General features: G+C 62.2%; 15 protein-coding genes. 10 read left to right on the forward strand and 5 right to left on the reverse strand.

The features are described from left to right. The first annotated feature begins 180 nt into the window (after positions 1 to 180). Positions 181 to 552: a hypothetical protein gene (locus OH491_RS19945; protein WP_068769937.1), complete on the forward strand. Its 372-nt coding sequence runs from the start codon at positions 181 to 183 to the stop codon at positions 550 to 552. 98 nt (positions 553 to 650) lie between these two features. Next, a complete protein-coding gene (gene gndA / locus OH491_RS19950) occupies positions 651 to 2156 on the forward strand; it encodes an NADP-dependent phosphogluconate dehydrogenase (protein ID WP_068769936.1) in 1506 nt (501 codons plus the stop codon). 11 nt (positions 2157 to 2167) lie between these two features. On the opposite strand, the gene OH491_RS19955 is transcribed toward gndA, so the two are convergent. Further along, positions 2168 to 2290 carry a hypothetical protein gene (locus OH491_RS19955; protein ID WP_334319224.1) on the reverse strand — a complete coding sequence of 41 codons (123 nt, stop codon included), beginning with the start codon at positions 2288 to 2290 and terminating at the stop codon, positions 2168 to 2170. 696 nt (positions 2291 to 2986) lie between these two features. Here OH491_RS19955 and OH491_RS19960 point away from each other — a divergent pair. Beyond that, on the forward strand, positions 2987 to 5752 hold the full coding sequence (locus OH491_RS19960) for a TonB-dependent receptor (protein ID WP_334319223.1): 2766 nt from the start codon (positions 2987 to 2989) through the stop codon (positions 5750 to 5752). A 104-nt stretch (positions 5753 to 5856) separates the two neighbouring features. Here OH491_RS19960 and OH491_RS19965 read toward each other — a convergent pair whose 3' ends face one another. Continuing rightward, positions 5857 to 6081, reverse strand: a complete 225-nt coding sequence (locus OH491_RS19965; RefSeq protein WP_145928718.1) for a hypothetical protein — start codon at positions 6079 to 6081, stop codon at positions 5857 to 5859. Between the two features lie 292 nt (positions 6082 to 6373). On the opposite strand from OH491_RS19965, the gene OH491_RS19970 reads away from it, so the two are divergent. The 7 genes from OH491_RS19970 to OH491_RS20000 all read left to right on the forward strand — a co-directional run bounded on the left by OH491_RS19970 (position 6374) and on the right by OH491_RS20000 (position 18350). Next, positions 6374 to 8761: a glycoside hydrolase family 2 TIM barrel-domain containing protein gene (locus OH491_RS19970; protein ID WP_068769934.1), complete on the forward strand. Its 2388-nt coding sequence runs from the start codon at positions 6374 to 6376 to the stop codon at positions 8759 to 8761. 5 nt (positions 8762 to 8766) lie between these two features. After that, positions 8767 to 12405 (forward strand): glycosyl hydrolase, encoded by a 3639-nt coding sequence (locus OH491_RS19975; RefSeq protein ID WP_145928717.1) that lies wholly within the window; start codon positions 8767 to 8769, stop codon positions 12403 to 12405. A 254-nt stretch (positions 12406 to 12659) separates the two neighbouring features. After that, positions 12660 to 14717, forward strand: coding sequence for a beta-galactosidase (locus tag OH491_RS19980; RefSeq protein ID WP_068769933.1), 2058 nt, complete (start codon positions 12660 to 12662; stop codon positions 14715 to 14717). Positions 14718 to 14742: 25 nt separating this feature from the next. Then, positions 14743 to 15780: a uroporphyrinogen decarboxylase family protein gene (locus OH491_RS19985; RefSeq protein ID WP_068769932.1), complete on the forward strand. Its 1038-nt coding sequence runs from the start codon at positions 14743 to 14745 to the stop codon at positions 15778 to 15780. Beyond that, complete coding sequence (locus OH491_RS19990) at positions 15777 to 16100, forward strand: L-rhamnose mutarotase (protein WP_068769931.1); 324 nt, start codon at positions 15777 to 15779, stop codon at positions 16098 to 16100. The genes OH491_RS19985 and OH491_RS19990 overlap by 4 nt, the downstream gene beginning before the upstream one ends. A gap of 201 nt (positions 16101 to 16301) precedes the next feature. After that, positions 16302 to 17528, forward strand: coding sequence for a sugar MFS transporter (locus tag OH491_RS19995; RefSeq protein ID WP_068769930.1), 1227 nt, complete (start codon positions 16302 to 16304; stop codon positions 17526 to 17528). A 24-nt stretch (positions 17529 to 17552) separates the two neighbouring features. Continuing rightward, positions 17553 to 18350 (forward strand): SDR family oxidoreductase, encoded by a 798-nt coding sequence (locus tag OH491_RS20000; protein ID WP_145928716.1) that lies wholly within the window; start codon positions 17553 to 17555, stop codon positions 18348 to 18350. 16 nt (positions 18351 to 18366) lie between these two features. On the opposite strand, the gene OH491_RS20005 is transcribed toward OH491_RS20000, so the two are convergent. Genes OH491_RS20005 through OH491_RS20015 form a run of 3 tightly spaced genes read right to left on the reverse strand, consistent with a single transcriptional unit; the run spans position 18367 to position 21761 of the window. Beyond that, entirely contained in the window at positions 18367 to 19797 is a 1431-nt protein-coding gene (locus OH491_RS20005) for a glycoside hydrolase family 140 protein (RefSeq protein ID WP_068769929.1), read from the reverse strand. After that, positions 19794 to 21071, reverse strand: coding sequence for a bile acid:sodium symporter family protein (locus tag OH491_RS20010; RefSeq protein ID WP_068769928.1), 1278 nt, complete (start codon positions 21069 to 21071; stop codon positions 19794 to 19796). Before OH491_RS20010 ends, OH491_RS20005 begins: the two co-directional genes overlap by 4 nt. Positions 21072 to 21101: 30 nt before the next feature. After that, complete coding sequence (locus OH491_RS20015) at positions 21102 to 21761, reverse strand: aspartate/glutamate racemase family protein (protein ID WP_068769927.1); 660 nt, start codon at positions 21759 to 21761, stop codon at positions 21102 to 21104. Between the last annotated feature and the right edge of the window lie 302 nt (positions 21762 to 22063).

Below are 22063 nucleotides of genomic sequence, written 5' to 3' on the forward strand. Positions count from 1 at the left end.
ACCGGAGCCACAAACCCCTGTTGCAGGGAAGCAGAAAGCGGAGGGCGGGGAAGGGGGCAATCTTAAAAGCGGCGGCATGCCGGGCCGCAAAGCGAGCGCGCGGCGGCCGGCGGGCAGGCGGGGCTGGCTGCATTTCGTCTCGTCACGCCCGCGGAAGTTGTCGTTATTGCCCGGTGAACAATGTCGCTGCTGATACTCGCCAACGTCGAAAACCTCGCCGGACGTCCCGTTGAATTCTGGGTCAAGGCGCTGTTTATCATCGTCGGCCTGTTCGTGCTGTTCTGGATTCTCGAAAAACTTTTCAAAACCAGCCGCCTCATCCTCAGCATCGCGTTGCTGGTTGTCATCGTGATGATTGGCTACAATTGGATTCAGCATCGCAACGAGCCCGCGTTCATGACCCCCGTGATCGACATCCTCGCCCCCGTTTTCGGCGGCCCCGACCGGCCCGCCGAGCCGCCCGCCGGCGCTCCCGCGCGCCCCGCCCCGCCGTCCCCCGTCGCGCCGCCCAACCCCGCGCCTCCTCCCGCTCCGCCGCCGAGCCCGCGATGACCGTTTTCGCGTGACACAATCATCTTCCATATTTCTGGCGCACGTGTCTTTTTCTGTCGCTTTTTGCTGCAAACCAAATACCTTCCCGACTTTTTCCTATGCCTAAAGAATACTCCGATATCGGCCTCATCGGCCTCGCTGTCATGGGCCAGAACCTCGCCCTCAACATCGCCGACCACGGCTTCCAAATCTCGGTTTATAACCGCACGACCGAGAAGACCGACAAGTTCATCGCGGAAAACCCGAACACCCCCGGCGGCCTCGTCGGCACCAAGACCCTCGAGGAATTCGTGAAATCCCTCGCGAAGCCCCGCAAGATGGTCATCCTCGTCCAAGCCGGACGCGCCACCGACGCCGTCATCGACGGGCTCGTCCCGCTGCTCGAGCAGGACGACATCATCATCGACGGCGGCAATGCCCTCTGGACGGACACCATCCGCCGCGAAAAAGCGCTCAAGGAAAAAGGACTCCGCTTCATCGGCTCCGGCGTTTCCGGCGGCGAGGAAGGCGCGCGCTTCGGCCCCGCCCTCATGCCCGGCGGCGACAAGGCCGCCTACAAGGAACTCGAAAAAATCTGGAACGCCGTCGCCGCCAAGGTTGACCGCAAGACCGGCAAGCCCATCCCCGGCGCCGCCCCCGGCAAACCCGTGAAAGGCGGCGTGCCCTGCGCCACCTACATCGGCGAAAACGGAGCCGGCCATTACGTGAAAATGGTGCACAACGGCATCGAATACGGCGACATGCAGATGATCTGCGAGGCCTACGCGATCCTGAAAGGCGTCCTCGGCCTCAAGGCCGCCGAGATGGGCGCCATCTTCTCCGAATGGAACCGCGGCGCGCTCGACAGCTTCCTCATCGAAATCACCGCCGACATTCTCAAGCAGAAAGACCCCGTCACGAAAAAGCCCTTCGTGGACATCGTGCTCGACACCGCCGGGCAGAAAGGCACCGGCAAATGGACCTCGGTCAACGCGCTCGACATGGGCGTGCCCGCGCCGACCATCGCCGAGTCCGTCTTTGCCCGCTGCCTCTCCGCCGTGAAGGAAGAGCGCGTCGCCGCCTCGAAAATCCTCAAAGGCCCGAAGGCGAAAAGCTACACCGGCTCGAAAAAGGCGCTCATCGAGGCCATCCACGACGCGCTCTACTGCTCGAAAATCTGCTCCTACGCGCAAGGCTTCCAACTCATGCGCGAGGCGCAGAAGGAATACGGCTGGAAGCTCGACTTCGGCCGGATCGCGCAAATCTGGCGCGGCGGCTGCATCATCCGCGCTGCCTTCCTGCAAAAGATCACCGAGGCCTACAAAAAGAACCCGAGGCTCGCGAACCTGCTGCTCGACCCGTATTTCAACAAGACGATCCAGACGGCGCAGGCGAACTGGCGCAAGGTCGTGTCGCTCGCGGTCGAGCACGGCATCAGCGTCCCGACCTTCAGCTCGGCGCTGTCCTACTACGACGGATACCGCTCCGCCCGCCTGCCGGCCAATCTGTTGCAAGGCCAGCGTGACTACTTCGGCGCGCACACCTACGAGCGCGTGGACGTGAAGCGCGGCAAGTTCTTCCACATCGACTGGCCCGACGCCAAGCGCCCGCAATACGAGGCATAAGCGACATCGGTTTATAAAAGACGAACACGCAAACGGCGGCGCCCGGAAAGGGGCGCCGCTTTTTTTCGTTCGTCGCTATTTCCGATGTCTGAAAAAGCATGTTTTTCACGCAACGGCGCAACGAAAGGAGGCATGGGAAATTTTCCATGAGAATCATTATTTGTTTCATTTTATTGAGATAAATATTTTGTAATTTTGCCATTCGTTGCGTCATCGCGTCGTTGCGTGAAAAACAGCCATTCAAAATAGCGAGGAACCTCGGAAAGTGACGAAACCACCGGAAGTGTCGGATCGGGTGGCACGGGCGTCTCGCCCGTGGACGATGCGTATCATCGTCGGGTTGGGTGGCATGGGCGTCTCGCCCATGTTTAGCACCGTCGCATGGGCCTGACCTTGCGAAGACGCGGCTCGCCGGAGCGGGGTATTTCCAGAGCGACGGCATGGCGGACTGTCGTTAGCCGCGTAACATCAATAGACTTGTTCGAAAATCCTGATTTCGCCGTGATTTAAAATTCAAGGCGCCTTGAAAAATGACCGAAGGCGGTAGGGAGGCCTCTCCGAGGCCTCCGCGACCACGTCCCAATTTCCCCATGAAATTTCAAACCGCCCGCTCCGCCCGGCGGAGGCCTCCCTACCTGCTCCACATAGCATCAGTCACGGCAAAACAGGGTTTCCGAACAAGTCTGATGATTTCATTTCCTCCATGTATCCGCTGCCGTGCCTCTCCCCGGGCCATCTTAGCATCCCGGAAATAAAGCCGGTTTTCTAAGAAGATGTTTGGGCCGTCATCTGCTTAAATAAACCCCATTCAATTGCTGGCTCCCCAGTGCTTGATTCCCCAGGCAGGCGTCAGTTGCGCACCCCTGTCGCAATTGAGGTCTGCCCCTCCCCCCAACAAACCAACACGTATCATGCAAACGAAAAAATTGTGCGCCCCGCACGTCATGCTTGCCGCACTCATGGCTTCATGTCTGCCTCCTGCCTTTGGGCAGGCTGTGCCCGCCCCCACCGCCACGTCTGATGACGAGGTGATTGTCCTGTCGGAATTCACGGTCGTAAGTTCAAGTCTCAGGGAAAGTATGATCACCGCCCAGGAGCGAAAACGGGAACGGTTCGAAATTTCCGACTCCATTGTCGCGGATGACATCAACAAACTCCCCGACTTTAGCGTCACCGACGCACTCTCGCGCATTTCCGGCATACAAATCGATCGTGAGCGTGGCGAGGGCAACGGCAACGTCGCCATTCGCGGCATATCCCAAACCGAGAGCCTGCTGAACGGCCGCGAGATTTTCAGCGCCGAAGGAGGAAGCCGCCAGTTCAATATGTCGGAACTGCCGGCGGAAATGCTCGCCGGCATCGATGTCTATAAAAGTAGCGCCGCGAACATAATCGAAGGCGGCCTTGGCGGCACCATTGATGTCCGCCTGCGCCGTCCCTTTGACTTCAAGGGGCTGGAGGCGGTGGCCAGCGTCCGGGGCATTTATGGTGATCTGGTCGATGAAATGAAATTCCAGTATTCCGCCTTGGCCAGCAACCGCTTCAAGGTCGGGCGCGGTGAGCTGGGCATCCTTGTCAACTTCACTTATCAGGAGCGTTCATGGCGCGAGGATTTCATGAATCCCGGTACGCCCAAGACATACAACGTGTCTGGTTATGGTGACGTGCAAGTTCCCAATGGATCTTATGAAGGCGTCACCGCCGGAAGCCGCGAGCGCAGCGGTGTCAATGCTGTTGTCCAATACGTTCCTTTCAAGGGGCTGGAAATCTACGCCGAGGGCACCTTTTCCGAGTTGAAGACGGTGCAGGATACTTATGGCGTGTTTTTCACCCCGGCAAATGATTCCGGCATTGATCCAACCTCCCTTGTCCTGCATCCGGGCACCAAGGATGCGACAGTGGTCAGGTTTACGGATAAAGTTTCGGTGGGCACCTATGACACCGTCCGCGACACGATGGAGAAGCACCGTTTGTTTGCCATCGGTGCCAAGTGGAACAAGGACGCGCTTTCTCTCAAGGCGGATTTGAGCTACACCGACGCCTACAGCGTTCTGCATCAGGAGGGGCTCAATACAGGAAATAATTTTGCCAGTGGCATAGACCTCCTCATCGACAATCGCGGAAAAGTCGCCTCCACCAGCACCGACGCAGACTTGGCGGACGCCAGTGACTATAGAATCACCAGCCTGTCTTATGTGGACCGGCCCTATAATGGCGATATGACGGCGTTGGCGGTGGATGCGGAATACAAGCTCTCGAAGGGATTTTTCACCTCGGTGCTGGCCGGCACGCGTTATGCGATGCGCAATGCCAATAATGGAAACGGCATGATTAACACCGGCGGAGTGAATATCGCCACTGACGGCAGCTACACGCCCGTCAATGCCCACCTCTTCACCCAGCCCTATCCGGATTATTTTACCAGCGGCAACAATGGTTCCGCCGCGTCACGGGGTGTCTGGCATGGAAACCAGAGCCTGATCCGGGGCAATATAGTCAAATTTCGCCAGGACTTTGGCATCACGGCTCCGCTGCCCACTGGGCCGAGCAATGGCATCATGGGGCGTTGGAATATTGATGAAGATACTCTGACGGGCTATGCGATGGGCAAATTCCAAGTCCGGGGAGTTTTTGACGGGGCGGTGGGGTTGCGCTTTGCCCGCACGGAAGAGAATATAGACAGCGCCAGACAGGATAAGCTTCCTGACAATACCATAGTCCGCACGCCCCTCTCCGTGTCGAATAGTTATAATGACCTTCTGCCGAGCCTTAACACGCGTTTCTTCTTGCAGGACGATTTCTTCCTTCGCGTCTCCCTCTCCAAGACGTTGACCCGGCCCACCCTCCCGAGTCTGGCGCCGTCGCTCTCGCTCACGCAGATGGTTGAGGAAAGCCAGAACACGGGCAGTTCGGGCAATCCCGACCTCAAGCCGGTCCGCGCTTGGAATTATGATCTTTCACTGGAAAAGTATTTCTCCAAGTCGGCCTCCGCTTATCTGGCTTTGTTTTACAAGGATGTGGAGGGATATATCTCGGACACGAAAACCCCGGAAACTTACGACGGGCATACCTACATGATCTCCCGCCCGGCGAACATGGGCGATGGCAAGGTCAAGGGCTTCGAGCTCGGCGGCCAGATATTCCTTGATTTTCTGCCCGGCTGGTTGAGCGGTTTTGGCGCCCAGGCCAACTATACCTATGTGGACAGTGAGGTGGACAACGCCCAGTTCCCCAACAAGGTGCCCTTGAACAATCTGTCGAAACACAGCTTTAACCTCATCCTCATGTATGAATACCAGAAGTTCTCCGCGAGGGTGGCTTACAACTGGCGCGACAAGTTCTATGTCGGATCATTTACCTATCTGGACCTTAATACAACACCACCCACCGCCACCCTGTATCCCCAGTATATGGCGGATTACGGCTGGCTGGATGCCTCCGTGTCGTATTCGTTTAACAAGCGCGTGCGCCTGTCCATTGACGGCACGAACCTGCTGAATACGATCCGCACCAAATATACGGGGCTCGAACACTTGAAAAACAACGCTTGGGTGAATGACGTGCAGTTTGTCGCCTCGCTCACCATCCGCCTGTAGTCAGAACGCAAACAGACAGTCCGATTGGAGCAACCTTGGCCGCGACCGGCAGCCAAGGTTGCGATTTTCATAAGGGCGATTTGAAAAATCAAACACAGCATGACTCAAGGCAGGGAGGCCTCTCTGAGGCCTCCGCAACCACGCTTGAAAATACCCATGATATCATTTTCCCATGAAAATATTTTTTCGATGGAGGGCCGAGCTCCTGCGAGGCCGTTGCCGGAGAACGTGACGTCCGACCGTGGCGGCTCCATAAATCTGGTTCCTCGCTTTTCGATGCCTGAAAAATTGTATTTATCACACAAAGGCACAAAGGACGGAAAAATCATGAAAGAATTTTTATGAATTTCACTAAATTAATAATTTCCTCGGAATACCCTTTTGATGTCCTGTCAGACCTGTCGCTTCGCTCGGGACTTTGCGCCTTTGTGCCTTTGTGTGATAAATATCCATTCAAAATAGCGCCTAAATTTATATTTAGGCCGGGCGAGACGTCCCCGCCGAGCTGCGGCTCAGCCGGAGGCTTCGCCCTACCTATAATGCCTTTTTGTCCATAATTGGCATAACCGATAGACCTCATTCAACAACCGACAACCTCCTATGCGATTTTTCCGAACGGCAGTGCTTGGGCTTTTTGCGTGCTGCATCAATCACGCCTTGGCGGCGCAGCGCGAGGTGGTGGATTGGAATTCCGGCTGGCTTTTCTCCATCGGCGCCGGAGCGGACGGCAATGCGCCCGGCGCGGAGGCGGACTCGTGGCGCGCCGTCGTCCTGCCGCATGACTGGAGCATCGAAAATCCCGTCAGCAAGGATGCCCCCTCCCTTGGGGACGGCGGTTTTTTCCAAACCGGGATCGGCTGGTATCGGCGCGATTTTGACGCGCCCGCAAGCTGGCGGGACAGGCAGGTAGTGATCGAATTTGAAGGTATTTATATGAATGCCGGGGTGTGGCTGAACGGCGCCAGCATCGCGGGGCGGCCGTATGGCTACAGTTCGTTTTTCGTGGATCTCACGCCTCATCTGCGCATTGGCGGGAAAAACACGTTGCTCGTGCGCGCGGACAACAGTGCGCAGCCCAATTGCCGCTGGTACAGCGGCTCGGGCATCTACCGCCCGGTGAGGCTGCATGTGACGGCCCCGGTGCGCGTCGCCCCGTGGGGCGTGTTTGTCGCGACCACCCGGCTCGATGCCGAATCGGTCTCGGTCCGCGTGGAGACCACGGTGGCCAATGGCGGCAAATCGGCCGCCGGCCTGTCCTTGGAAACGATCATCACGGATCCAGCCGGGCGCGAGGTCGCCAGGGTGGGCGCGGAGGGACGTGCCGCGCCCGGCGCGGATTTCACGGCCGCGGCGACAGCCACCCTGGCAAATCCACAGCCGTGGTCGCCGGAGACGCCGGTGCTTTACCGCGCGGTCACGCGCGTGCGTTCGGGCGGGAGCGTGGTGGACGAGGTGGTCACGCCCTTCGGCGTGCGCACGGTGCGGGTGTCGGCGGAGCGGGGTTTTGAGCTTAACGGACGCCCGCTGAAACTCGCCGGCGGAAACGTCCACCACGATCACGGCCCGCTCGGCGCGGCGGCGTTTGCGCGCGCGGAGGAGCGCAAGGTGGAATTGCTCAAGGCCGCCGGCTTCAACGCCGCGCGGACCTCGCACAATCCGCCTTCGCCGGCGTTTCTCGACGCATGCGACCGCCTGGGCCTGCTGGTCATGGACGAGGCGTTCGACGGCTGGAAATCCGGAAAGAACCCGCACGACTACGGCGTGTGGTTTGACGAGTGGTGGCGGCGCGATCTCGACGCGATGGTCTTGCGCGACCGCAATCATCCCAGCGTCGTGCTGTGGAGTGTCGGCAACGAGATGTTTGAGCGCGGCAACGCCGACGGCCTCCGCATCGCGCACGCGCTCACGCGTCGTATCCGTAAAATTGATACGACGCGTCCGGTCACCGCCGGCGTCAATGGCATGGGCAAAGGCGGCGAGTGGTCCCGACTCGATCCGCTTTTTGCCGCGTTTGATGTCGCGGGTTACAACTACGAACTCGGCCGCCACGCCGCCGACCACGAGCGACTGCCCCGGCGTGTCATCGTCGCGGCGGAGTCCTATTTGTCCGAAACCTTCGCAAACTGGGCCGCCGCGCACAACCATGCATATGTGATTGGCGACTTTGTCTGGAGCGCGATTGATTATCTGGGCGAGGCCGGCATCGGGCGCGTGTTTCCGCCCGGCGAACCCATCGTCAAGCACTGGGAGGGCGGCCAGTGGCCGTGGCACGGCGCAGCCTGCGGAGACATTGATCTCACGGGCTTGCGCAAGCCGGGCTCCCATTATCGCAACATCGTCTGGGACCGGGGCGAAAAACTCCACGTCGCCGTGGCCGCACCCGCGCCCGGCGGCGAATGGGGCGTGTCGCCGTGGGCGCCGGAGCCCGTGCAGGCGCACTGGACCTGGTCCGGACACGAAGGGGAGCCGCTCGCGGTCGAGGTGTATTCACGATATGATACCGTCCGGCTCTATCTCAACGGCGAATTGCTGGGAGAAAAACCGACCACGCGCGCGGAGGAGTTCAAGGCGGTCTTTTCGGTGCCCTACGCACCAGGAAAATTGGAGGCGGCCGGAGTGCGGGCCGGGCGCGAGACGGAGCGTTTCGCGCTGGTCACGGCCAGCGCGCCGGCGCGTCTGCGGTTGACGCCGGACCGCGGGCGGATCTCGGCCGACGGGCAGGATCTTTCCTTTGTGGTGGTCGAGGTGCTCGACGCCAACGGCGTGGTGGTGCCTTCCGCGGATCATTCCGTCCGCTACACGCTCGACGGCCCCGCCGCCCTTGCCGGCATCGGCAGCGCGGACCTCACCGATCGCGATTCCTATCGCGCGAATCCACGTCGTGTTTTCCAAGGCCGGGCCTTGGTGATCGTCCGGGCCGGCGATAAAGCCGGAACAGTCAAACTCACCGCCTCCGCGCCGGGCCTGCCTCCGGCGGAGTTCACCCTTTATATGGAATCATCCCGCTAACCGCCATGCCGACACCAACCAGCCATGCGTTTCTCGTCCGCGCTCTTGCGTTTTTTTTCATCGCGTTCGGATGCGGAGTGGCTTCCTCCATGCTGCGCGCGGGCGTTTCGGGTGGGACGTATCCGTTTGGCGGCGGGCTTGCGGAGGCGCGGCAGCGCGTAGCGCAGGCATCCTGCCTGCCGTCTTCTGCGGGCGCGCGCAGCGCGGCATTTTTTTCGGAAAAGAGTCAGCGGCGCTTCGCGCCTTTGGCCTCGACGGCAGGCAGGATGCCTGCGCTACGCGCGTTGCCGCGCGAAACTGAGATCGCGGGCAAAGGACATGGTGAAACATTGGAGGCCGTTTTTCGCGAGCCACCCGAGGCGGCGCGACCGTGGGTGTTTTGGTATTGGATGAAGGCAAGTTCGTCCCGCGCGGGCATCACCGCCGACCTCGAGGCGATGAAGGCGGCCGGCATCGGCGGCGCGCATCTGGTGCCGATCCAGGGCGCGGCCAGGCCGCCCTTGTTCGATCCGCCGGCCGAGCAATTCACCGAGGCGTGGTGGGACCATGTGCTATGGGCCTTCAAGGAGGCGGACCGGCTCGGGTTGAAGATCGGCATGCACGGAAGCGACGGCTACGCGACGGCGGGCGGCCCTTGGATCACGCCCGAACTTTCCATGCAAAAGGTCGTCTGGACCGCGACGCAGATCGAGGGCGGGCGCCGTGTCGAGCAGGCGTTGCCTCAACCCGAGACGAGCCAGGACTACTACCGCGACATCATCACGGTCGCGTATCCCGCGCCGCCGGGCGCCGGCATCAGCTCGCGCACGATCAAACCCCGCGTGACGACCAGCCGCGCCGGAGTGGACGCGGGGACGCTGGCGGAGGGTGACGGTACGGTTTTCACGAGCGAGGAGGCGTGCTGGATTCAGTATGAATTTGAGCGGCCCTTTGCCTGCCGGGCGCTCACGGTGCGCATTCCGCGGACCAAGGGCATACAAACCGCCACCTATCACGCCAACCACCTCGCGGTCGAGGTCAGCGACGATGGACGCCGGTTTCGCAAGCTCGTGCAACTGGAGCCGCCGCGCCACGGCTGGCAGGATGGCGACGCCGATGTCACGCACGCCATCCCGGAGGTGACCGCGAAATTTTTCCGTTTCGTCTTCGACCCGGAAAAGGCCACGCCGGGCGAGGAGGATCTCGACTCGGCCAAATGGAAACCCATGCTCAAGCTCACCGGCATCGATTTGCTGGCCGAGTCGCGCCTGCATCATTACGAAAGCAAAACCGGCGAGGTATGGCGCGTGTCGCCGCCCACGCCGGCGAACCTCGTGCCCGCCGATGCTTGCGTGCCGCTGGAGAAGTGCGTTGACCTCACCGGTCGCGTCGGCGCCGACGGACGGCTGGCGTGGGATGCTCCGGTCGGAAACTGGACGGTATTGCGCATCGGGCACACCTCCACGGGCGCGCGCAACGACCCCGCCGGCGCGCTCATCGGGCTCGAATGCGACAAGTTCAACCCCACCGCGGCGCGGCTCATGTTTGACCGCTGGTTCGGCGAGATCATCCGCCGCGCCGGACCGGAGCTGTCGGGGCGCGTGCTGAAGGTGTTTCACATCGACAGTTGGGAGTGCGGCAGCCAGAACTGGTCGCCGGTTTTCCGCGACGAATTTCAACGCCGCCGGGGTTACGATCCGCTGCCCTGCCTTCCGGCCATGGCGGGCGTGCCGATCGAAAGCGCGGATGTTTCCGAGCGTTTCCTGCGCGATGTGCGCGAGACGATCGGCGAGCTGGTCCGGGATAATTTTTACGCTCCATTGCACGAGCTCGCGCAGGCGCATGGTTGCGCTTTCAGCGGCGAGTGCACCGCGCCGGTGATGGCCGGCGACGGCATGTCGATTTTTGGCGCGCTCGACACGCCGATGGGCGAGTTCTGGCTGCGCAGTCCCACGCACGACAAGATCAACGACATGCTCGACGCCATCTCGGGCGCGCGCGCCTACGGGAAACCCGTCGTGCAGGCCGAGGCGTTCACCGAGCTGTGGCTGGCGTGGGACGAAACGCCTGCCTCGGTCAAGGCGCTGGGCGACTTCAACTACGCGCTCGGGGCGAACCGTTTCGTTTATCACGTCTTCACGCACAATCCGTGGACCGACCGCAGGCCCGGCATGGCGATGGGGCACGTGGGACTGTATTTCCAGCGCGACCAGACGTGGTGGCGGCCCGGGCGCGCATGGGTGGACTACGCGAGCCGCTGCCAGGCCTTGTTGCAACAAGGCGCGCCGGTCGCGGACATCGCGGTCTTCACCGGCGACGACGCCCCGCGCCGCGCGGTCGCGCCCTGGCGGCTGGCTTCGACGCTGCCCGGTTTCTTCCCGGCCAATGACACGCGGCTGGCCAAAAAAATCATCGAGTCGTCCGACTGGGCCGATCCCCTGCGCGGATACGCCTACGACTCCATCAACCGGGACGCGTTGCTGCGACTCGCCCGTGTGCGCGACGGACGGCTCGAACTCCCCGGCGGAGCGAGTTATGCGATCCTGATCGTGCCCGCGTCCAACCCGCTCGCGCCCGCGGCTTCCGCGCTCACGCCGGAAATCACGCGGCGGTTGCGTGAAATCGCCGAGGCGGGCGTGACCGTCATTCTGGGCGAACGTCCCGCGCGGTCGCCCAGCCTGGGCGGTTTTCCGGGAAGCGACGCCGAGGTGGCGCGTGACGCCGGGATTCTCTGGCCCGAAAACACCGCGCCCGGAACCGGCGCGCGTTCGCTCAAGCAAGGGCGTGTCGCGACCGGGCCGTTCCCGGAGGGCTCGTTTGCCGCGCTCCATCTCGCGCCCGATTTCACCGCGACGGCGGAGGACGGCGCGCGGGCGGACGGAATCGCTTGGACGCATCGCGCGGGGGCCGGCTGGGATTTTTATTTTGTCTCCAATCAGCGCAACACAGAGCGCGTGCTCGATCTTTCCCTGCGGGCGACCGGCCGCGTGCCGGAGTTGTGGGACCCGGTGAGCCGTGAGACTCGCGCGGCCGGCACGTGGGCGATGCGCGACGGACGCACGGTGCTTCCGGTGCGCCTGCCGCCCAACGGCTCGCTTTTTGTCGTCCTGCGCAAGCCGGGCGAACCGGCCGCGCAGTCCGCGACACCCAACTGGCGCGAACTCGTCGTCGCGCAACCGTTGACCGGGAAATGGACGGTGACGTTCGATCCGGCGTTTGGCGGGCCGCGGTCGCCGCGGGTTTTTGACCGGCTGCAATCGTGGACGGAGTTTCCCGACGACGGCATCCGCCATTACTCGGGCACGGCCGTGTATGCCGCCTCCTTTGAGTGGAACGCCTCCGCAAAAACCGGCGACCGCGTGTGGCTCGATCTCGGCCGCGTGGCCGAACTGGCCGAGGTCTCGGTTAACGGCGCGCCCTGCGGCATCGCGTGGACGCCGCCGTATCGCGTCGAGGTGACGCCCGCGCTGCGCGCCGGGGCAAACGAACTTCGTATCGAAATTACGAATACGTGGTTCAACCGCCTCGCTGGCGACCGCGACAAGCCCGAGTCCGAACGCATCGCCCGCACGACCGCGGCCGACGCGACGAAAGGCAAACCGTTGCTCGACGCCGGCCTGCTCGGACCGGTCGCGCTTTGCGTCGAGCCCCCCGCCAGGAAATGACAGGAGGGAATTTCTAAAAAACATGGATCACAGAGCACACAGAGCGCCGACACAGAGACCACGGAGGGCAAAAAGAATGATGAAAGGCCTTCGATAAAAATAAACTCATTGAAAACAAATAAATTAAACCCGCTTTTTTCGCAAAACGCGGCGATCAATCAGGCGGACCTCCGTGCCCTCTGTGTCCGCGCTCTGTGTGCTCTGTGATGAAAAACAATTTTTAGAACCTCCCAGGAAATAATCTCCGCCTCGCCATGACCAAAACCATCCGCCTCGCCCTCGCGCTGTTTTCTTCCTTGTTGTTCTCCGCTTCCGTCATCCGGGCGGCGGAGACTCCGCCGCTCGTGCTCGGCTCCGCCTGGTATCCCGAGCAATGGACGGAAGCCGATTGGGAAAAGGACCTGGCGCTGATGAAGGCGGCCGGATTCAACATGGTGCGCATCGGCGAGTTTGCCTGGAGCAGCATGGAGCCGGAGGAAGGCCGCTACACCTTCGACTGGCTCGAAAAGGCGGTCGCCGCCGCGGCGAGGCACGGCATGGTCGTCGTGCTCGGCACGCCGACCGACGCGCCGCCCGCCTGGTTGACGAGCAAATATCCCGAGACCCTCCGCGTCGCGCCGGACGGCCGCCAGCTCCAGCACGGGGACCGCCGCCAGTTCAATTATTCGAGCCGGAAATACCGCGAGCATTGCCGCGCCATCGTCGGGCGGATGGCGGAACGTTTCGGCCGCAATCCGCACGTGATCGGCTGGCAGATCGGCAACGAATACACCGAGGACTCCTTCGACGACGAGTCGCGCCGCGCGTTTCACGATTGGCTGAGGGAGAAATACAAGAGCATCGACCTGCTGAACCGGCATTGGGTCACCGCCTACTGGAGCCAGGCCTATAACTCGTGGAGCCAGATCCCCATGAACACCGGCCGCAACAATCCCGGCCTGATGCTCGACTACAAGCGCTTCGTCACCGACCAGTGGCGCAGCCTCCAGCGCGAGCAGCGCGATGTCATCCGCGGCCATGCGGGCGCGCGCCAGTTCATCACCACCAACCTCGGCGGCCTCGGCTGGGCCAACCGGTTCAACCGGCAGGTCATCGCCTCCGACCTCGACCTGATCACGTGGGACAACTATGTCGGCTCCGGCCACATCGAGCCGTATCGCAACGGCGCCACCCATGACCTCGTGCGCGGCTGGAAGAACATGAACTTCTGGGTCATGGAAATGCAGCCCGGTTTTGTGGATTGGGCGCAGGTCAGCAACTCGCTCGACAAGGGCGAGACCCGCGCGCTGGTCTGGGCGGCGGTCGGGCACGGCGCCGACGGCATCGCATTCTGGCAATGGCGCAGCGCGCTCAACGGCCAGGAGCAATATCACGGCGTGCTCGTCGGCCCCGACGGCGGCCCCGTGCCGTTCTACGAGGAGGCGCGGAAGATCGGCGAGGATTTTGCCAAGGCCGCGCCGCTGCTCAAAAACACCGCGCCGCGCTCCGAGGTCGCGCTGCTCCACGATTACGACAGCCGCTGGGCCATCGATTTCAACCGCTTTTCCCAACGCTACGAACAACTCGACATCCTCATCGACTACTATCGGGTCTTCCGCGACATCACGCAATCGGTGGACATCGTCGATCCCGCGTCGGAGCTCGACCGCTACAAGCTCGTGCTCGCCCCGAGCCTCAACGTCATTTCCGCCGGCCTCGCGCGCCATCTCGCCGCCTACGTGGAGCGCGGCGGGCACCTGGTGCTCGGGCCGCGCTCCGGCATGAAAAACGAGTTCAACGCGCTCAACACCGAGCGCCAGCCAGGGCCGCTGGCGCCCGTGCTCGGCGCGCGGGTGGAGCAATTCTATGCGCTGCCCGACCCCATTCCGCTCGATGGCGAGTGGGGCGGCGGCACGGCCGATATCTGGGCCGAATTTTTCTCGCAGCTCGCGCCCGGCACGCAGGTGCTCATGCGCTACGGCGCCGCCAACGGCTTCCTCGACGACCAGCCCGCCGCCGTGTCGCGCAAGGTCGGACGGGGCACACTGACCCACCTCGGCGCGGTGCTGGAAAAACCGCTGATGCACCGTGCCGCGCTCGCGATGCTGGCGGACGCCGGCATCCCGGCCAGGCCACCGCTGCCGGTGCCGGAAGGGATCGAGGTCTGCCGCCGGGTGGGCGAGGGGCGCGAATTGTATATCGTCATCAACCACACGCCGCGCCCGGTCGAGATCGGGCTGCCCGGAAACATGCGAGACATCCTCGACGGCGGCGAGACCGGCCGCCTCACGCTTTCACCGCGCGGCGTGGCGGTGTTGCAAAAATTGCCGTGATTTTGAACCACATCCGCCAAACCCCATGAACCACATCGAACGCTTCCTCGCCACCACCGGGCGTCGTCCCGTGGACCGGCCCGCCTCCTGGCTCGGCATTCCCGACCGCTCGGCCATTCCGAAACTTTTCGCGCACTTCGGCGTTTCCGACATGCCCGCCCTGAAGGCCCGCCTGAATGACGATGTCTATCCGGTGGAGGTGCCCTATCATTCGCCGACCAGCGACGCCATTTACGCCGCCTTCGATTTTGCCAAGAACAAACACGACCCCGGCGAACGCACGCTGACCTCGCCGGGATTTTTCGAAGACTACTCCGACCCGGCGGACGTTGATAAATTCGACTGGCCCGACCCGGAAAAATATATCGATCCCGCGCGCTGCCAGGCGGCGGTGGAGGCGGTGCCCGCCGGTTACGCCGTGATGGGGGTGGTGTGGGCGGCGCATTTTCAGGATGCCTGCGCCGCGTTCGGCATGGAGACCGCCCTGGTCAAAATGATGACCGAGCCGGACATGTTTCGCGCGGTGATCGACCGCATCCTCGCGTTTTACCTCAAGGCCAACGCGATCTTCTTCGAGGCCGCCAAGGGGAGGCTGCACGCCGTGCTCATGGGCAATGATTTCGGCAGCCAGACCTGCCTCATGCTCTCACCCGCGCTGTTGCGGGAGTTTGTATTTGAGGGTGTCCGCAGACTTGTCGATCAGGCCAGGGGCTACGGCCTCAAGGTGGTGTATCATTCCTGCGGGGCGATCAGCGAAATCATCCCCGACCTTATAGACTTGGGCGTGGACATCGTCCACCCCATCCAGGCGCTCGCCACCGGAATGGAACCCGCGGGGCTGAAGGCGAAATTTGGCGGGCGGGTGTCGTTTTGCGGAGGCGTGGACGCGCAAAACCTGCTAGTGCGCGGAACGCCGGACGAAGTGCGGGCCAAGGTCGCCGAGCTTAGGTCGATCTTCCCCACCGGCCTCATCATTTCGCCGAGCCACGAGGCCATTCTCGCCGACATAAACCCGGCGAACATCGAGGCCCTGTTCGATGCCGCCGGCCAGCCTGTGCCATGAAACGATACGGAAGCGTCATAAGGATCGCGCCCGGAAAGCTGGAGGAATATAAAAAACTCCACGCCGCCGCCTGGCCCGGCGTGCTTCGGATGATTTCCGCCTGCAATATCCGGAATTACAGCATCTATCACAAGGATGGCTGGCTCTTCAGTTATTTCGAATATGTCGGCGACAATTATGAGGCGGACATGGCGAGGATGGCCGCCGATCCCGAAACGCGCCGCTGGTGGGCCGTTTGCAAGCCGTGCCATGAGCCTCTCTCCACCCGCGGGGAGGGCGAATGGTGGGCGGAAATGGAGGAGCTGTTTCACCATTCATGAGTAATATAATATGAGACATCGCCTGTTTGATTTGCCACATGCTGATGGAGGGCCGAGCTCCTGCGAGGCCGTCGCCGGAAAACGCTGTGTCCAACCGTGACGGCCTCGCAGGAGCTCGGCCCTCCATCAAAGGCTCATTTTTATCGATAATGAGTATAATGTCCTAAAACCCTGAACCCGCCGGCGAGCGGGGTCCGTATCATGTCAAAATCCATCATTCGTTCCGCTTCGGGCAAGAGCTTCTTGATTCCGTTTCTTCTGGTTTCGCTGCTGTATCTATTATGGGGCTGCGCGCACGGCCTGCTGGATGTCCTGAACAAGCATTTCCAGGGGGCGTTTGAAATGACCAAGGCGGAGTCGGGGTTTATACAATTTTCCACCTACATCGCCTATTTTGTCATGGCGCTTCCCGCCGGGCACATCATGCGCAGGCTGGGCTACAAGAAGGGGATTGTGACCGGCCTGCTGATCTTCACGCTGGGCGCCTTCGCCTTCATCCCGGCGGCCTTTGTCCATTCGCCGCTGCCGTTTCTTGTCGCGTTGTTCATCATTGCCTGCGGCCTGTGCATCATCGAGACGGGCGCGCATCCCTACGCCACCAGCCTTGGCTCCGAGGACGGGGCGGCGCAGCGCATCAATATCGCGGCGGCCTTCAACGGCATGGGCTGGATCGTCGGTCCGTTGATTGGCGGAATGCTGATTTTCGGCGCCGATGCCAACGACAACCTGGCGCTGGCCAAACCCTATATCGCGGTCGGCTGCGCCGTGTTGCTGGTCACGGTGTTTTTTGTCTTTGCCCGCATGCCGGAGCTTACCCCGGGCAGCGAAGGCGGCTCCTGCTCAAACGCTCCGCCCGGACCTGAAGGCCCGATATGGGCTCATCGAAACCTGAAGCTCGCGATCATCGCCCAGTTTTTATATGTCGGGGCGCAGACAGGGGTGTTCAGTTTCTTTATCAATTATGTGACGGAGCTCGACCCGGAAATCAGCAACCTGCAGGCGTCGCGCCTGCTGGGATTTGGCGGCATGGGCCTTTTCCTTGTCGGCCGGCTCGGCAGCGGGTTTGTCATGAACCGGGTGCCTCCGGCGCGTTTCCTGGCGTGTTTCGCGGGACTCGCCGCCTTGTGCATGGTGCTGGTGATGCTTTCGGCGGGGAGGCTGTCCCTCTACGCGCTTTATGCCTCCTTCTTTTTCATGTCCACGATGTTCCCCACCATCTTCGCCCTCGGGGTGAAGGGGCTGGGCGCGCATACCAAGAAGGCGTCATCCTATATTGTCATGGGCGTGGCCGGCGGCGCGATCATGCCGATTCTCATGGGATGGCTGGGCGAGAACAACATGGCGATCGGCTTCTCCCTGCCGCTGGCCGCGTTTCTGTTCATACTGTATTTTGGCCTTTCCCAAGGCGAATCGAGGGCGCGCCGGTGATGCCGGAAAGTTTTATTGTATATCATGAAACGCTTCGAACAGAAAACTGTGGTGATCACCGGCGCCTGCCGGGGAATCGGGGAGGGCATCGCGCGCCGTTTCGCCCGCGAGGGCGCGAATCTGGTGATGGTTTCGAATGCCGGGCGCATCCATGAAACGGCGCAGGCAATCGGAGAAGAGTCCGGTGCGGAGATTCTGTCCCTGGAGATCGACGTCACCGATGAGGAGCAGGTGGCCGCGCTTTATCACCAGGCGGCGGAGCGGTTTGGGCGGATCGATGTTTCGGTCCAGAACGCCGGCATTATCACGATCGACACCTTCGACCGGATGCCGAAGGCGGACTTCGATCGGGTGCTGGCGGTGAACACCACCGCGGTCTGGCTGTGCTGCCGGGAGGCGGCGAGGCACATGGTGCGCCAGGGCGGCGGCGGGCGCCTGATCAACACTTCGTCGGGGCAGGGGAGGAAGGGCTTCATTTACACGCCGCATTACGCCGCCAGCAAGATGGGCGTGATTGGCGTCACCCAGAGCCTCGCCCTGGAGCTGGCCCCGCATCGCATCACGGTGAATGCGTTTTGTCCCGGAATTATAAAAAGCGAGATGTGGGATTATAATGACCGCATTTGGGGCGCCATGCTCGGCACGCCGGAGAAAAAATACGGCCCGGGCGAGCTGATGGCGGAATGGGTCAAGGGCATCCCGCTGGGCCGCGCCGGCAGCCCCGCGGACGTGAGCGGCCTGGTGGCGTTCCTCGCCTCGGACGATGCCGCCTACCTGACCGGCCAGACCATCAACATAGACGGCGGAATGATGATGTCATGAGCGGCGTCATCGGACGTCATTCGAGATTGTTCCGCACATAATCCGCCTTTGCGTCGGTGACGATCAGCACCCGGTCGTTGCCGGGGCGATAGCCGCTGTCGTGGATGAAGGCATGCGTGCCGTTGTCAAACTCTCCGATATATTCCACCGCGCCGTCCACCGGACTGAGCCACCAGGCTTTCTTTTTCTCGCCGACGATTTTGGTCAGATCGATTTTGACGAGGCGATTGGTATAATTATAGGCCAGAATATAATCCTTCCCGCGTGTCGCGATGACACGCTCGTATTGTTTTCCGTTTTCCTCCGCGATTACATCCTGGGCGGGAATCCGTTCGAAAGACGGGAAGGCGAGCATGAGTTTTTTCAGGTGCCGCATCTGGCGGCAGCCGGGATCGTCGAGCGCCTCCCACCAGGGCTTTTTCGCGCCAAAGGCGGGCGACACGCCGGGGCGCAGCATCTGCATGGTGGAGTTGTGCCCGTAGGTGTGCCCGAGCGCGCCGGCAAAAACCGACCAATAGGCGTAGCGCCGCACATCCTCGGCCTGCCAGAAGCGTTCCTCCGGATCGTGCAGGCCCTGCGGTATGTCCTCGTAGGAAGGCTCGCCGTCGAGCACGGGCTTCATCGGCGGGCTCGCCAGGCTGCGCTCGACAAAACGCCAGTTGTCCTCCTCGGTGTGTTCCTCGATGGGATATTCCCCGTCGCCGAAACGCTGCCCGTAGCGGCGGTGCCCGGATTGAAACATATTAAAATCCAGCCACGGTTCATGATTAAACCAAGTGGCCGACAGGGTCCGGCCGAGCGGATGAAATGTCATCAAATGATTCTCATCCACCTCGCGAATCGCGCCCGCCAGCGCCCGCCATACCTCGGGTTTCACGTCGCCGCGGACATCGCCGCCGTTTACCCAGATGATATTGGGCTGATCTTTATAGCGGTTGGCGAGGAAGGCGCCGTAGCGTTTCGCGTCGTCAGCAGTCATGCCGCCGGCCTTCACGGGACCGCCCCAGACGCACACAATCGCGACGTAGATGCCGTTTCGCTTCGCCGAGTCGACGACATGATCGACGTGCTGCCAGTAATTATATTCGCCGGACCGGTCGATCGAGGAAAAATCAAAACCCTGCGGAAGCGCCCAATGGCCATACGCGTTCATGGCCGGGATGGTGTGCAGGATGGAGATTTGCACGACATTGAACCCGTTGCGGCGCGTCTTGGTCATAAAAAAATTGACCTCGTCCCGGCTGGAGCGCGACGGCAGCAGCCACGCGGTTTCTCCCAGCCAGAAGAACGGCTTTCCGTTCTCGTGCTGGAGATAACGATGGTTGTCGCTCACGCGGAGCCGTCCGTTTTCCCACGGGATCTCGATGGGATCGGGTTTCCTCTGGGCGGCCAAAGGGAGGGCGCAGGCGAGGAGGAGTATCGGGACAAGCAGGTGTTTTTTATTCATGGTTGAGAGGGCGGCGGCCTGCGCCGCCAGAAGTTGGCGAGAATGGAGCCGGAGATGTTCATCCACGGGCTGAAGATGGCCGCGGCGAGCCCGACCGTGGAAAGCTTGCCCATCGCGCCGGCGAGGCCGGACGCCATGCCGCCGTTTTGCAGGCCCACCTCAAAGGCGACCGCCCGCGCGGAACCTTGGTCGAGCCCGGCGCCGCGGCTCAGCCAATAGCCGAGAAAATAACCCGCGCTGTTGTGCAGCACCGAGGCGAGGAACAGCAGCGCGCCGACTTGCAGCAGGTTGTCGCGCCCGGCGGCGGTGGTGACGGTGGTGAAATAGACAATTCCCGCCATGGAGAGGCGCGGCATCCACGCATCGAGCCGCGGCAGGATGGCCGCCGCCGCATTATATAATACGCCGGCGATCACCGCCCCGAGAAAAAATCCCAACGTCGCCAGCGGCGGCAGCATGGCGGCGGGCAGGATCCGCGCGAGCAGACCCCAGCCGCCCGCGGCGAGAAACACCATCCACGCCGCGCCCGCGCCGGCCGCGGCCAGCACGATGCGCCGCCCGCGCGGCGCGGCGTTTTTCAGGTAATCGTGCAGCAACGCCGCGCCGATGGGCACGATGACGATTTTCACGATCTCCATCATCATGTCCGCGAAACGCACCTCGACCAGCGTGCCCGCGAGCAGCTTCATCATGAGCGGGGTCATGAGCGGCGACACCAGGGTCGACACCGCCGTGGCGGTGACGGAGAGCGCGAGGTTGGCCCGGGCGATGAAGGCCATGACATTCGAGGCGAGGCCGGCGGAACACGAACCTATGAGGATGATGCCCGCCGCGATTTCAGGGGGAAATGTGAACAGCCTGGTGAGGCCGAAGCCGACCAGCGGCATGATGGTGAAATGACAGATCACCGCGACGATCACGCCGCGCGGCGATTGCACGACGCCCCGGAAATCGCGCAGGCTCATCTGCGTGCCCATGCCGAACATCACCATCTGCACCACGAGCAGGACGAGCCATTTGTTGCGCAAGTCGAAACCGCCCAGATGCAGAAACCTCGCCGGGTATAGCATCGCCGCGACGACGGCGGCGAATATCCACACGGTGTATTGGTAACTTTTGAGCGCTTCGAGCGCGCCGATTCCGATCGCGAGCGTCAGGGCAAGCAGCACGGCGGACGGGCGCCAGAGCGCCGCATCGCCCGAGACCAGCCCGGCCAGCAACCCGACGAGCGCGAGCGCGGCGAGGCCGAGGCAGCATTTTCTAAAGACGAGCATGGGGAACACAGGTTGGGATGCGTCGCGGGGTCAGAGCACACGGGCAAGGTGGTCGATGGCCAGGGGCGGACTGGCGAGGATGGGCACGCGGCGCTCCGATTCCGGCAGCGTGTCCACGACCCGGGCCATCGAGGCCTGCGCCAGCAGGATCACATCGACCCGCGCCGACAACTCGCGCAAGGCGGCGGCGACGAGCGCGTCGTGTTTTCCGGCGTCACCCGACATCAGCGCCTCGAACGCGCCCTCGCACAGGCGCGCGGTGAGCGCGATGTCCCGGCCCGCCAGCGCGGCGCGGCGGCGCACGAGGTCGGCGGTCGGCTCCAGCGTGGTCCGCAGGGTGGCGATGACGCCGATTCTTTTTCCGCGCCGCACGGCCTCGTCAGCCATCGGCTGGTCGACCCGCAGCACCGGCACGGCGGAGAAGGGCGCGGAGGCCTCGACCGCGGGGCCGATGGAGGAGCAGGTCACGAGGATATGGTCGGCGCCGCCGGCCTCGGCCGAGGAAACATACGCCGCGACGCGGCGCGCGATGTCGGGAGTGAGCGCGCCGCGTTCGCCGATGGCGCGCACGAGACTGTCGTCGACGATGTTGAACGTGGCCACGCGCGGCAGCTTTTCACGGCAGAGTTGCGCGAACACCGGGACCAGCGTCGCGGAGGTGTGGATGAGGGCGAGGGTCTTTGTCTTCATGGGAAATTTCGTTTTTTAACCGCGAAGAACGCGAAGGGTGCGAAGAAGGGGAGGAAGTTTTTTTAACCGCAGATGAGCGCGGATGGACGCAGATTAAAAAAGGCCTGTGGGGCGCGACCTTGCGTCGCACCGCGATTGGCGGACGGCGGTTCGCCGCCGCGCGCGGCCCCCGCGCACCATCCCGGCCTGACATAAGGTCAGGCCCTACGGATTGGTCGTGTTTGTATCTGCGTTTAGTTGTGCCCATCTACGGTGAAATTGAGTATTTTTCTTCGCATTCTTTGCGTCCTTCGCGGTTAAAA

This window comes from Termitidicoccus mucosus, assembly GCF_038725785.1.
Classification (GTDB): domain Bacteria; phylum Verrucomicrobiota; class Verrucomicrobiia; order Opitutales; family Opitutaceae; genus Termitidicoccus; species Termitidicoccus mucosus.

Excerpts from the sequence above, each read along its gene's own strand:
- OH491_RS20000 (WP_145928716.1), top strand. The coding sequence starts at position 17,553 with ATGAAACGCTTCGAACAGAAAACTGTGGTGATCACCGGCGCCTGCCGG.
- OH491_RS19945 (WP_068769937.1), top strand. The coding sequence starts at position 181 with ATGTCGCTGCTGATACTCGCCAACGTCGAAAACCTCGCCGGACGTCCC.
- OH491_RS19980 (WP_068769933.1), top strand. The coding sequence starts at position 12,660 with ATGACCAAAACCATCCGCCTCGCCCTCGCGCTGTTTTCTTCCTTGTTG.
- OH491_RS19955 (WP_334319224.1), bottom strand. The coding sequence starts at position 2,290 with ATGCCTCCTTTCGTTGCGCCGTTGCGTGAAAAACATGCTTTTTCAGAC.
- gndA (WP_068769936.1), top strand. The coding sequence starts at position 651 with ATGCCTAAAGAATACTCCGATATCGGCCTCATCGGCCTCGCTGTCATG.
- OH491_RS19965 (WP_145928718.1), bottom strand. The coding sequence starts at position 6,081 with ATGATTTTTCCGTCCTTTGTGCCTTTGTGTGATAAATACAATTTTTCA.
- OH491_RS19975 (WP_145928717.1), top strand. The coding sequence starts at position 8,767 with ATGCCGACACCAACCAGCCATGCGTTTCTCGTCCGCGCTCTTGCGTTT.
- OH491_RS19985 (WP_068769932.1), top strand. The coding sequence starts at position 14,743 with ATGAACCACATCGAACGCTTCCTCGCCACCACCGGGCGTCGTCCCGTG.
- OH491_RS19990 (WP_068769931.1), top strand. The coding sequence starts at position 15,777 with ATGAAACGATACGGAAGCGTCATAAGGATCGCGCCCGGAAAGCTGGAG.
- OH491_RS19995 (WP_068769930.1), top strand. The coding sequence starts at position 16,302 with ATGTCAAAATCCATCATTCGTTCCGCTTCGGGCAAGAGCTTCTTGATT.
- OH491_RS20015 (WP_068769927.1), bottom strand. The coding sequence starts at position 21,761 with ATGAAGACAAAGACCCTCGCCCTCATCCACACCTCCGCGACGCTGGTC.
- OH491_RS20005 (WP_068769929.1), bottom strand. The coding sequence starts at position 19,797 with ATGAATAAAAAACACCTGCTTGTCCCGATACTCCTCCTCGCCTGCGCC.
- OH491_RS20010 (WP_068769928.1), bottom strand. The coding sequence starts at position 21,071 with ATGCTCGTCTTTAGAAAATGCTGCCTCGGCCTCGCCGCGCTCGCGCTC.